This window comes from Engelhardtia mirabilis, from assembly GCF_007748095.1.
Taxonomy (GTDB): domain Bacteria; phylum Planctomycetota; class UBA1135; order UBA1135.
Genome location: NZ_CP036287.1, coordinates 6,123,902 through 6,136,445 on the forward strand (window position 1 = coordinate 6,123,902; position 12,544 = coordinate 6,136,445).

Sequence of the window (12,544 nt, forward strand, 5' to 3'; positions counted from 1 at the left end):
AGGGTCGCTAGCAATCACGAGCTTCGGATCCCCTCAACGACGGGCGCGCGACGTGCGCCGTTCCAGCACTGAATAAGGCCCTCGACGAGGAGCTCGCATCCCTGGAGATCGCCCCGATCTCCAGGGATTGCGCTCCCTCGAGGGACGGGTCAAGCCTCCCCACGGAGGCCATCGACGGCCTTACTTACCACCCGCTCGAGCGGGGAGATTCTCGACCTGCACCCGAGCATCGTTGAAGCACGCGCCGCCACCCAGGTCGGTGAGGGTGTCGGGACACAGGGCGTTGGACGTGTTGCCGTTGGTGGTGTGGCGCTCCCACAGGCCCTTGGGGAGGCAGGCCACACCGGGGCGCAGGTCGGGGTCGAGCCCCAGCTCGCAGTGCACCTCGCCGAGCTCGTTGAAGACGCGCACGGCCCCACCGGCTTCCAGGCCGCGGGCAGCCGCGTCGTCCGGATGCAGCGTCAGGGCGACCTGCCCTTCGATCAGCTGGGCGAAGGTCGAGCTGGTCGTCCGCGCCAGGGCCGGGGAGATCAGCGCCAGCGGGAAGGCCTCGCTGGCCGGATCGGGGCGATAGCCGTAGAGGCCGACGGGCGCTTCGGCCGCGAGCTGCGCCGGCGCCAGGTCGATGCGGTCGTCCGGCGTGCGCGGGAAGACGTCCACGAAGGGGATCGGGGCGTAGCCGCCGGGGGCGGTGACGTAGCCGTCCAGCTCGAGGGCCGCCGTGTCCACCCCGGCCTTCCTCAGGGGCGCCACCACCCGCGACTCCAGGTCCAACAGGCTCGGGCGCTTGCCCTCCGTCACCAGCCCCAGGCGCTCGGCGATGTCGAGGAAGACCTCGTGGTTGCAGCGCGCCTCGCCGTGGGCGTCGACCGCCGGGTTGACGCGCTGCAGGGCCAGGGTGCCGTAGCTCTTGTGGAGGTCGAGGTGCTCGAGGAAGGTCGTCGCCGGCAGCACGATGTCGGCGAAGCGCGCGGTGTCGGTGGCCACCGCGTCGAACACGATCGTGAGCAGGTCCTCGCGGGCCAGGCCGCGCCGCACCCGCTCCTGGTCCGGCAGGGTCGCGAGCGGGTTGGCGTTGTAGACGAACAAGGCGTGGATCGGCGTGCCCTCGGGCTCCAGGAGCTCGCGTCCCAGGCGGTTCATGTTGACCACGCGCTGGGCGCGATCGGGCTCGTCGACGGCGGTGTCGAGCAGCCCGCCCCAGGCGCCTGAGGTGCTGGCAGTGAAGCCTCCGCCGCGCACGCCGAAGTGACCGGCCACCGCGGGCAGGGCCAGGATCGCCGCCGTGGCGAAGCCGCCGTTGCGGTTGCGCTCTTGACCCCACCCGACTCGCAGCACCGCGGGCCGCGCCGCGCAGTAGACCTCCGCGAAGGCGCGCACCTGATCGACAGAGAGGCCACACTCGCCCGCGGCTCGCTCCAGGGTCCAGGGCTCCGCCGCCGCGCGCAGCTCGTCGACACCGTTCGCGTGGGCCGCCAGGAAGCGCTCGTCGGCGCGCCCCTCGTGGAACATCCAACGGATCAGCGCCAGGGCCAGGCACAGGTCGGTGCCCGGCCGCAGGGCCAGGTGCAGGTGAGCCTTCTTGGCCAGGCCGGTGCGCCGCGGATCGACCACCACCAGGTGCGCGCCGCGTTCCAGGGCGGCGTCGATCGCCGGCACCAGGTGGATGCCGCTGGCCTTCGGGTTCGCGCCCCAGATCACGATCAACTGCGCCTGGTCGTAGTCCGAATAGGCCACGCCCGGCATGCGACCGTAGAGGGCCTGGTAGGCGGCACTGGAGGGCGCCGCGCAGACCGTCCGCAACAGGCGCGCAGCGCCGAAGCGGCGGAAGAGGATCGCGTCGGCGGCGTCCTGGGTCAGGAGACCGTTCGAGCCGCCGTAGCACAGGGGCAGTACCGCCTCGGGCCCGTGGGTTTGCGCCACCGCGCGCATCCCCTCGGCCACCAGGTCCAGGGCCGTGTTCCACGAGATCGGCTCGAAGCGGCCCTCGCCCTTGGCCCCGACGCGGCGCAGGGGGGTCGTCAGGCGCTCGGGACCGTAGAGGTGCTGGCCGATCCGCCGCACCTTGCCGCAGATGAAGCCTTGCGTGGCCGGGTTCGAGCCGGGCGTGCCCACGGGGACCGCGTCGATCCGCGCCAGCTTGCCCTCGGCCACGTCGACCACGAGGCTGCACGAATCGGGGCAGTCCAGGGGACAGGCGGTGCGAACAGTTCGGACGGAGGTGTCGCTCATGGCGGAGTCGGAGCAAACGGTCGGGCGGCGCCCGCTGGATTCCGGCGGCCGGTCATCCTAGAACCCTTGCCCGACCTCCCGCTCGGATTCCTGCCCCGGATCCGCATCAGCCCCCAAGCCCCGATCAGCCGCCGTGAAAGCCGAAATCTACACCTGGTCCTACTGCCCCTTCTGCATCCGAGCCAAGGAGCTCCTGGACCAGCGCGGGGTCGCCTACGACGAGCACGTGATGGACGGCAAGGACGCCGAGCTGGGCGAGGTCAAGCGCAAGTTCGACCACGGGACGGTGCCGATCGTGCTCCTGGACGGCGAGTTCATCGGCGGCTTCAGCGAGCTGCAGGCGGTCGATCGAGCGGGCGGACTGAAGGACTGAGCGGATTAGGCGTTCGTACTGGACGTACGGTGGCGGGACCATTTGTCCCACCAGCCGCCGTCGGCGTTGCGTTCCGCAACGCCGACGGCGGCTGGTGGGACAAATGGTCCCGCCACCGTACGTCCAGTACGAACGCCTAATCCGCGGCCCCACGCTCGTCGGACTGACCCCGCGCCAATCCTCGGATTCGGTCCAACAACCGTCCGATCGCGGCCTCGGTGGACCCGCCCGCGTCGACGACCAGGTGCTGCTCCGGCTCCAACTCGTCTGGCTCCTCCCACTGGTCGCGCAGGGCCAGGTACACGTTGAAGTCCGCCTCGCTGGGCTCGTGGGGGTCCTTCAACCGCTTCTCGATCCGCCGCTTGATCGTCTCCTCGTCGGCGCGCATCTCGAGCAGCACCATCGGCGCATCCAGCTCCGCCGCCAGGTCGCGGAAGGGCACCCGCCACTTGGCCTGGACGAAGCTGCCGTCGATCACGACCGAGCGACCCGCCAGGAGGTCCGCCCGCGCGTCGGCCAAGAGCGAGTCGTAGGTGAGCTGCTTGTTCTGCGGCGTGTAGAGCCCCTGGTCGTAGCCCTCGCGCTGGCGGTTGCCGATCGCCAAGCCCGCGAGCTGCTTTCGACGCACGTCGCTCTTGTGGATCGGGCCACCCAACGCCTGGGCCACGCGCTCGCCCATCCAGCTCTTGCCGGTGGCCGGCAGGCCGCAGGTCAGGATCAACGCCGGCGGCAGGGTGTAGCTGGCGGCCAGGTTGAAGTGGCGCCGCGCCCGGGCGAGGGAGCCCGCGCGCTCGGCGGGCGGGCGGTCCGGGTCGCGGGCGCCGATGGCCTCGACCTTGGCGCGCACCATGGCCCGATAGCCCTTGTAGAAGGGCAACAGGCGCGCCAGCTCCGCATCCTCGGCCAGGTCCGCGTAGCGCCGCGCCAGGTAGGCCGCGAAGGCGCGGTAGCCGCGCAGGTCCAGGTCCATGCAGAGGAAGGCCAGGTCGCAGGCCACGTCCCCGGCGCGGAAGGCCAGCTCGAACTCGACGCAGTCGTAGATCCACAGGTGCTCGTCGACGACGCAGACGTTGCCGGCGTGGAGGTCCCCGTGGCCGTCGACCACGCGACCGGCGGCGATGCGCGCTTCGAGGAGCTCCGCGTGGTTGGCCAGGAAGTCGCGCGCCGCCGCTTCCACGTGGGCGTGCAGCTCCGGCGTCGCGAGGCGGCCCTCTTCCGCGAGCAGGTCCCCCACCAGGTCGCGGGTGTCGTCGAAGTTGGCCTGGACCACGCCGGCCACAGCGGCGGGCTCGGCGTGGGCGTCGACCTGGGGTCCGCGCTCGGCGCTGGCGTGGAAGTCCACCAGAGTGTTCGCGAGGCGCTCGAGCAGCCCGTTGTCGATCTCGCCCCGGTCGAGGGCGGCGTCGAGCATCCCGCGCTCGGGCAGGCACCGCATGACCACGGCGAAGTCGAGCGCCTCGCCGACCTCCTCCGGCGGCGGCCCCGGCGGGCCGAAGCGCGGCGCGCCGTCCTCACCCCGGGTCAGGCGGGCCACCCCCAGGTACATCTCGGGCGAGATGCGCGCGTTGAGCCGCAGCTCCTCCGCGCAGAAGTGCAGCCGCCGCTGGGCCGTCGTGAAGTCGACGAAGCCCAGGTCCACCGGCTTCTTGACCTTGTAGACGAGGTCGCGGGCGAAGGCGAGCACGCTGATGTGGGTCTCCACGAAGCGCTCCGGCGCCTGCCCGTCGGGGTACAGGCGCCCGTCGTCGAGCAGGGTTCGAAGGGGGTTCTGTCCGAGCATCGGTGGACTCGCGGGAGCGGATCCTACCGGGCGAGGTCGACGAACGAGAGCTGCTCGGAGCGGAGTTCGGGCGGCTGCGGGCGCCGATCGACTCGACTTCCAGGGTCCACGGGGCCCCTCCGGCCAGCGTCCGTCGGCCGACATTGCGGGATCGGGCGGCCCCCCCTAGGGTCGCTCCATCGCGCTTCATTCTTGTTCACCTTGACCCAGGCCATTCCATGACCCCCCCCCGAGATTCTTCGCCCTCGCTCTGTTCCTCGCGGCCGGCCTCGCAGCCCAGGCCCAGGCCCAGTCGACGTTCTACGTGAACTGGTCCACGGGAGATGACTCGACCGGCGACGGCTCGCTCGGCACGCCCTTCAAGACGATCACGCGGGCGCTGGAAGGGGCCACTGCGGGAGGAGTGATCCCGGCGGGCTCGACGGTGCAGGTGGCCGGTGGGAGCAGCAACGTCTACCGGTACACGGAGTCCTCACCGGGCAATCCGACTGGGGAGATCTTCCCGCTGCAAGTCGTGAGCGACGACATCACGATCATCGGATCGAGGACGCCCAAGCCGATGATCTTGGTTGATGCCGCCGCAGAGGGAGCCCTCTTCCCGAGCTCGGTCTCCAACTCCGCGATTCTCGTCGACGGTGCCAGCGGCTTTCGGCTGGAGCGCCTCGACCTGGCCACCGCCAACTTCGACCTCTCGACCGGCACGATCCCGACCGGCTTGAAGGCACTCCATCTGCGTGACCTTCCTGGAAGCGCGAGCGCCGCGACATCAGTCGTCGATTGCTCCATCGACGATTTCTTTCACGGCATCTTCGTCCAGGACACGTCGAGTGCGGACCCGGGCGCGCGCGAGATCACGATCGAGGACACGAGCATCAGTCGCTGCGGTCCGGTCTATCCGACGACGGATGATGCCGGGCACGCTGGTCTACGCCTACTCGAGGCCACCACAACGTCGATGACGCTGAGCGTCCGAGACTGCATCTTCCGACAGAACCACGACGCCCTCGAACCGGGTCAAGCCAACCTCGTGCTCTTCGACACCGTCTTCGACGAAAACGAGAGCGGCTTGGAGTACGCCGGCGTCACGGGTGGATCGGCCGTCGTCAAGGGCTGCCGCTTCGAGAACCATGCACCGCTCGATGTCGGCGGCGTACCAGGCCCTACCGGTGGCATCTACTGCCGCGACATCGTCGACACGTCGATCGTGGTCCGAGAGACGGAATTCGTGAACAACCAGCTCGGCGCGAGCTTCCGAGGGTTGGCCGCGTCCGTCGACAACATCCTCGACCTCGGCTCCGGCTACGCGGGAACGGACGAGAACTCCCCGTACGGCCTCACCATCCCTGGCCAGAACACGTTCACGGTCGACGTGACCAAGCCCTGGCCCGCGCTCGACGACGACGAAGTCTCCTACGTTGGCCTGTTCAACAGCACGAATTCGCCGGTCCTGGCGATCGGAAACACCTGGACCTACCAGGTCCCGGAAGTCGACTGGCTCTTCGACTGCAACCAAGGTGGGTTGCCCGACACCGCGAGCACACCGACCACCTATACCTACCCCCTGGGCCACGTTGCCACGCTGCCGGCCCCCTACACGACGGGCGTCGTCGGCCCCGGCGAGAGCTTCGACTCGTCGACGGACTTCCCTTTCCATCGCCCGATCGCGCCATCCACGGCTCCGCAAGAGCGGTTCAACTTCAGCACCGGTGCGAACCTCGACCCGACGACGCCTTGGCCCACGATCACCATCGGACAATGAAGATCAGAACCTTCCTTGGGACTCTGTCCGCCATCGGGTCGAGCATCGCTTCGGCTCAGTCCGATGTCTCCTTCGACGTCGCCGTCCTGCACCAGTACGACGGCAGCGCCTTCTTCGGCGACAGCGTCGTCACGGGCGACGCGAATGGGGACGGCTACTTGGACGTGGCCTTCACCGACGCAACCCCGAGCTACATCGGTCAAGCTTGGGTCCGATACGGGCCGAGCTTCGAAGAGCTGGCGGTCGTCGCACTGCCCAATGCAGCCGTCGGCGACGAGCTAGGAGGCAACCTGAGCAGCCTCCTCTTCGAGGACCTCAATGGTGACGGCCTCGACGACTTGGTCGTTACAGGCAGCCGATCCAACCTCGGTACGACCACACCCAACATCGGCCGCGCCTACGTGAGCTTCGGGCCGAGCTTCTCGTCGACCGTCGAGCTCGTGAATCCCATCGCAGACGAGGAAGCCTACTTCGGCCGTGCTGCGGCGGTGTACGACATGACCGGGGACGGCCACCTCGACGTTGTAGTGGGCGCTCTGAAGGCTGATGGCCCGGGCGGCGCGTACGCGGTGGGGAAGGTCTTCATCTACGCCGGGCCGACCTTCGACATGGCGCCGGTGAAGACCCTCCTCCCTCAGCCGCCCGATGCCAGCTCCTTCTTCGGCCGCATCCTGCACTTCGCCGACGTCGACAACGACGGCGATGACGACGTGCTCACCTCGAATGTCGATCCGCAGTACAACCAGTTTGTCTGGCTTCTCGATCTCAATCAGGACACTCCGCTGAGTTTCGATTCGCCCTTGTGGGCCCTTCCCACACTGAACTCGTTGGTGATCGACCTCGACAACGACGGGTTCCTCGATCTCGTCGGCGCCGACGGGTCGACCTCGATCTCGGAATCGGTCGGGGTTGTCTGGGGCCCGATGTTTGACGCGTCCTCGGTGATCGCGGACGAGCACCTCAGCTCTTCCGGCTTCGGCGACGGTCTGGACGTGGCCGACGTCGACCGCGACGGCTGGCCCGACCTGGTGATCGGAGCACCCTTCGCCGATTTCGAGGGCGAGATCCCGAGCGAAGACATGCAGCAACCCGGCCGAATCTCGATCTACTTCGGCCCCGACCTCGACCCCGCCCAGCGCCAGGACATCTGGGGCCCCCACGCCTACGCCCGCCTGGGCATGGGCCTCGACCTGGTCGACTTCGACGGCGACGGCTTCGCCGAGATGTTCGTCGGCGCCGCCAACGAGTACGGCGGGCGCATCAAGCTCTACGACCACCAGCCCCTGCGCGCCGTGGGCACTACCCAGGTCTCGCTCTCAACCGGCGGCGCGGTCGACCTGTCCCTCGAAGCAGGGCCCCTCTCCGGCGGGCAGCTCTACCTGATCCTCGTCGGCGCCTCGGGCTCCGTGCCGGGCATCGAGCTCCCCGGTCCCGCCGGAGCGCTGCACCTGCCCCTGGTCCCCGACCTCGTCACCACTGCCGCCCTCGACCTGATCGGCACCCCCACCTTCCAGGGCTTCCTCGGCGTCACCGACCCCAACGGCACGGCCGCGGCCAAGCTCACCCTCCCCCCTGGCCTCGAGTCCACCTCCCTCGCCGGCGCCACCCTGACCCTCGCCGCCGTGGTCGGCCCACCGACCGGCTTCGACTACGCCGCCGGGCCGGTTGCGATTGAGCTGGTCCCGTAGCCCGGTCGTCCAGCGCGAGGTGAGCGACGCCGCGGCGAGCTCGATGGCGCCCGCCGGAGGCGGAAGGTCTCAGCAGCGGATCCCGGCGGCGCAGGTCGATGGGCCCGCGCGCCGGTCCGCTACACTCCGCCGATCGGCCGTCAGGAGCGCCCCGCCGGCGCCGCCCGGGCCAGCCCTCGCGACATGACCTCCGAGACCACTGGCCACCCCACCGGCGACGCATCCCGGCCCCTGGTGGGCGTGATCATGGGCAGCGCCTCCGATTGGGAGACGATGCGCGGCGCGACCGAGATCCTCGAGGGTCTGGGCGTGGCCTTCGAGAAGCGCATCGTGTCCGCGCACCGCACGCCGCAGCTCTTGACCGACTACGCCACCACCGCCGTGGAGCGCGGCCTGAAGGTCATCATCGCCGGGGCCGGCGGCGCGGCGCACCTGCCGGGCATGGTCGCGGCCCAGACGCGCCTGCCGGTGCTCGGGGTGCCGGTCCAGTCGCGGGCCCTGTCCGGCCTCGACTCGCTGCTGTCGATCGTGCAGATGCCGGCGGGTGTGCCCGTGGCGACGCTGGCGATCGGGACCGCGGGGGCGACCAACGCGGGGCTCCTGGCGACGTCGATCCTGGCCCTTTGGGACGCGGAGCTGGCGCGGCGCTTGGACGAGTTCCGACGCATCCAGACCGAGCGCGTGCTCGCGACGGAACTGGGCGCCTGAGCGAATCGCGCACCATGGCCGACCAATCGGAGCGCGTCTGCCTGCCCGGCGGAACCCTGGGCGTCGTGGGCGGTGGCCAACTCGGGCGCATGTTCGCGGTGGCGGCGCGGCAGCTCGGCTATCGGGTGATCGTGCTCGACCCGACCCCCGACGCGCCGGCGGCGGCGGTGGCCGACCGTCAGATCGTGGCCGGCTTCGACGACGTGGAGGCCGCCGGCGAGCTGGCCGAGAGCTGCGACCGGATCACCTTCGAGTTCGAGAACGCGCCGGCGGCGACCCTGACGGAGCTCGGGCGCCACGTGCCGGTGCACCCGGCGCCGCGGGTGCTGGAGATCTGTCGGCAGCGTTGCCTGGAGAAAGCCGCCTTGGCCGGGGCGGGGTTCCCCGTAGCACCGCACCGCGCGGTGGCCTCGCCGGCGGAGGTCGCGGCGGCCCTGGCGGAGCTCGGAGCCGGGGTGCTCAAGCGCGCCGAGTTCGGCTACGACGGCAAGGGCCAGGCGCGGTTGGCACCCGGCGGCGACGTGCGCGCAGCCTGGGAAGCGATCGGCGCCCCGCGGGCCACGGGGGATGCGGCGCCGGCGGTGTTCGAGGCCTTGGTCGATTTCGAAGCGGAGCTCTCGGTGATCGTCGCGCGCGGAGCCGGCGGCGAGACGGCGACCTTCCCGGTGTTCGAGAACGACCACGCCAACCACGTTCTCGACGTGACGCGGTTTCCGGCGCGCATCGACGCGGAGCTGGCGAATGAGGCGCGCGCCCTCGCGACGCGGATCGCGGAGAGTCTCGACGTGGTCGGCCTGTTGACGGTGGAACTGTTCCGCACCGCCGACGGGCTGATCGTCAACGAGCTGGCGCCGCGGCCGCACAACTCCGGGCACATCACGATCGAGGCCTGCGACACCTCCCAGTTCGAGCAGCACGTGCGCGCCCTGTGTGGTCTGCCCTTGGGTTCGACCGCGGTGCGGCGTCCGGGGGCGATGGTGAACTTGCTCGGCGACCTGTGGGCTGCCGGCGAGCCGAACTGGAGCGCGGCCTTGGCGGTGAGCGGCGCGAGCCTGCACCTGTACGGCAAGTCGCAGGCGCGGTCTGGACGCAAGATGGGGCACATCTGCGCCCTGGGCGACGGCGTGGACGAGGCGACCGAGCGGGCACTCGCCGCGCGGGCGGCCCTGACCCGCGGCTGAAACGACGCAACCGGTCTTCGGATCGGCGTGTAACCGAACCGGCCGCGATCCGTCCAAGGGGTTGAGCGGCTGGCTCGAGTGCGATCGGAACGGAATCGAAGTTTCCACCGATCGGGGGCAACAGCCGCGCCGAATCGACGTTCCAGGTGGCGGTTCGTGGGAATCGCGCCTGGAGATCGCGACCGGAGCGGTCGCGTAGGAGAGGAGATCTGACGATGAGCACGAAACTCGTTCGAGGGATGATCGTGGCGACGGCGGCACTGGCGGCGATCTCGATCGCGACGCTGTCGCAGTCCGCATCGGCAGCGATGGGTGTCGGTGCGGGCGGAGGGCCGGCCGCGAGCGGCACGGCGGGATCGGATCCGACTGGGGCCCCCGTGCCCAAGGAGGCGAGCGGGAACCACCGGGTCTCCGTCTGCAACTGCACGAGCAGTGAGATCACGGGCGCGTTGAAGCACGCCAAGGTGGTTCATCCCACCTTCCGTGGCGGCGGCTCGCCGTCGAGCAACGGGCAAGCGACCGGTCAGAGTGGCGACGTCAGCCTGGGTGCCATTCCGCCCGGCAAGTGTCGGACGGTGAAGTACAAGTTCTGGTGCGAGCCGACGCTCCTGCTCGGTTGGGTTTGCGAGCTCACTTCGTTCACGGTCATCGAGTTCGCCGCCGACTGTTGATCGCGCTGGCTCTCGCTGAGCGCGAAGGCACACGCTGATCGCCGCCCCAGGGGCCGATCGCGACAAAGAGACACCACGAATGGGGCGCGGCCCGAGATGGCCGCGCTCCCAGTGGTCCGTTGACACCCGACTCAGTCACCGAACTCCGAGCAATTCTTCGATGCGTATCTGGCCGACTACGTTCTTGCTGGTGCTGGTGGGCACCGCGGCGGTCCTGATCCTGAGGTCCAGGGCTGTCGATCACCGGGCAGCTGTTCCTGGCGACAAGGCGCAGCCGGCGCTAGCGGAAGTTCCGCACGGCGAGGTGGGGGCGGAGCGGGAGGAGATGACCGCGACGCTCGCCGCGGCGAATTCCAGTCGCCGGGAGGCCGGCGCGAGTCGTGGCGACTTGCACCTGGCCCTCGACTTCGGCGAGTTCGAACGCCTGGCTACGGGACTCGAGTTGAAGCTCGAACCGCAATTCGACGGCCCGGGAGGAACCGTCCAGGAAATCGTGGTCGGGAGCCACACATTCGAGGACCTGCCCCTCGGTCGCTACCGGATCGCGGCGCTGGTGGACTCCTGGCACGTCGATCCGGACGAGATCGAGCATGTCGGAGGGAGATCGGTCACCCTCGCTGTGCGACCGACCCTCGTGATCCGGGGCCGAGTCCTCCCGGACCCGACCGTGGCCCAGGAGTTTCCTGGGACCGTCGATGTCGCTGGCGTCTTCGAGCTGGACACGACGTCGAGCGAGCCGGGCTACTTCGTGCAGACACGAACGGTGCCGCTGGAACCCGGGTCCTCGGAGTCGGCGGGGAGGTTCTGGATGTCGCCGGGGATGCTGACGCCCAGCGCCGAGTTGGCCCTGATCCTGCCCGGTCATGCAGCCTACGAGCTGGGACAGATCTTCATGCCCAAGGAGGGCACCCTCGACCTGGGCGACCTGCCGTTCATGGCCGAGGAGGTGCTGCGGGTGCGGCTCGTGGACGGGGCGACCGGAGCGAGTCTCGAGGGGGGCTCGGTGCGGGCACTGAGCTTCGAGCAGGGCAGCCCCTTCCCGCGCGACAGGGACGAGTTGCGCCGGCGCGTGCTGCTCGAGCACATGGCCGAGCACGACCCTGCGCCGAGTGCGGTCGATCGAGACGCGGCTGGGCTCCTGCACCTGCCCCTGCCCTTCGGGCGTCCGGCGCTGATCGAGGCGAGGCATCCCGACTATGCCCGCGAGACGGTTTGGGTCGGCGCCGACCACTCGCCGTCGCTGGAGCTCGAGGTCTCCATGGCGTCGGCAGCGCGCTTGGAGGGCGTGGTGCTGGTCGGGGAGAGCGGAACGGAAGTCGTCTCCGTGGAGTTGACCGAGCTGCGAACGGGCGGCCGCCGGCTGCAGGCCGAGATGAACCGAGCAGGACCGTTGATCGAGTTCTCGCTGGCGGGCATCCGCCCAGGCGACCATGAGTTGACGGTCCTTGGGTTGGAGGTTCCGGACCTCGAGCTCGACCCCGAGCTCGTGGCGCCCAAGGCCCTGGCCGTCGAGAGGCTCTCGCTCGCGCCCGGAGAGCGTGCCCGGCGCACGATCGACCTTGACGGTGGTGTGCTCGGCTCGACGATCGTCGGCACCTTCTCCCACCCCTACCCAGGGGCCGTAGGAGGCTGTCGCGCCCTGTTGTTCGAGGAGGACCCGCTCCGACCGACGCGCCTGGCCACCGTCGACGTGGGCGGCGCCTTTCGCCTGACCGGTGCCGGGGCCGGGAGCCACGACTTGGTTTGCGGCGCCACGTCGGAGGACTCGAGTCAGCTACTGCTGGCCCACCGGGCCATCGACGTCGATGGCGCGGGAGTCCTGGAGGTTCACCTGGCAGTGAACGACGTCGTCTTGAACGGCACGATCGACCCGAGCTCCGGCGCCTCACCTGCCCTGCGATTCGTGCGTGGCGAGGTCCTCGGCGGGGAGCCCCAGGCACCGGCTTGCCTCGCACCCGTGCTGCGCATGAAGACCGATGTGGATGGTCGCTTCACGATCACGGGCCTGCCGCCGGGGCACTACCGCTTCGCCACACGGGAGGGAGACTGGAGCGCCAGCTACCTGGTGACTGCCGATGGGGTCACGAAGGTGCCCTGAACGGGGGCGAGCCCTCGATCAAGTTGCGGGGATAGTCGAGGCGTAGCGAACGAA

Annotated in this window: 9 protein-coding genes; 7 read left to right on the top strand and 2 right to left on the bottom strand. The window is 69.8% G+C overall.

Annotated features, from left to right (window positions below):
* Positions 1–180: 180 nt before the first annotated feature.
* Positions 181–2,232: a molybdopterin-containing oxidoreductase family protein gene (locus Pla133_RS22645; RefSeq protein ID WP_145069548.1), complete on the bottom strand. Its 2,052-nt coding sequence runs from the start codon at positions 2,230–2,232 to the stop codon at positions 181–183.
* Positions 2,233–2,365: 133 nt separating this feature from the next.
* Here Pla133_RS22645 and Pla133_RS22650 point away from each other — a divergent pair, with 133 nt between their 5' ends.
* The gene (locus tag Pla133_RS22650) at positions 2,366–2,605 is read left to right on the top strand and encodes a glutaredoxin domain-containing protein (RefSeq protein ID WP_145069550.1); all 240 of its coding nucleotides are present in this window, start codon (positions 2,366–2,368) and stop codon (positions 2,603–2,605) included.
* 136 nt (positions 2,606–2,741) lie between these two features.
* Here Pla133_RS22650 and Pla133_RS22655 read toward each other — a convergent pair whose 3' ends face one another.
* Complete coding sequence (locus Pla133_RS22655) at positions 2,742–4,385, bottom strand: bifunctional aminoglycoside phosphotransferase/ATP-binding protein (RefSeq protein WP_419191863.1); 1,644 nt, start codon at positions 4,383–4,385, stop codon at positions 2,742–2,744.
* 304 nt (positions 4,386–4,689) lie between these two features.
* Between Pla133_RS22655 and Pla133_RS22660 the strand changes: the two genes are divergently transcribed.
* From Pla133_RS22660 to Pla133_RS22685, 6 genes are all read left to right on the top strand, one after another.
* Positions 4,690–6,144: a DUF1565 domain-containing protein gene (locus tag Pla133_RS22660; RefSeq protein WP_419191864.1), complete on the top strand. Its 1,455-nt coding sequence runs from the start codon at positions 4,690–4,692 to the stop codon at positions 6,142–6,144.
* Positions 6,141–7,832 (top strand): FG-GAP repeat domain-containing protein, encoded by a 1,692-nt coding sequence (locus tag Pla133_RS22665; protein ID WP_145069556.1) that lies wholly within the window; start codon positions 6,141–6,143, stop codon positions 7,830–7,832. The genes Pla133_RS22660 and Pla133_RS22665 overlap by 4 nt, the downstream gene beginning before the upstream one ends.
* A 183-nt stretch (positions 7,833–8,015) precedes the next feature.
* A complete protein-coding gene (gene purE, locus Pla133_RS22670) occupies positions 8,016–8,540 on the top strand; it encodes a 5-(carboxyamino)imidazole ribonucleotide mutase (RefSeq protein WP_145069558.1) in 525 nt (174 codons plus the stop codon).
* Positions 8,541–8,554: 14 nt separating this feature from the next.
* A complete protein-coding gene (locus Pla133_RS22675; RefSeq protein WP_145069560.1) occupies positions 8,555–9,721 on the top strand; it encodes a 5-(carboxyamino)imidazole ribonucleotide synthase in 1,167 nt (388 codons plus the stop codon).
* 215 nt (positions 9,722–9,936) lie between these two features.
* On the top strand, positions 9,937–10,392 hold the full coding sequence (locus Pla133_RS22680; protein ID WP_145069562.1) for a hypothetical protein: 456 nt from the start codon (positions 9,937–9,939) through the stop codon (positions 10,390–10,392).
* Between the two features lie 325 nt (positions 10,393–10,717).
* Positions 10,718–12,490: a hypothetical protein gene (locus tag Pla133_RS22685; RefSeq protein WP_145069564.1), complete on the top strand. Its 1,773-nt coding sequence runs from the start codon at positions 10,718–10,720 to the stop codon at positions 12,488–12,490.
* Positions 12,491–12,544 lie beyond the last annotated feature (54 nt).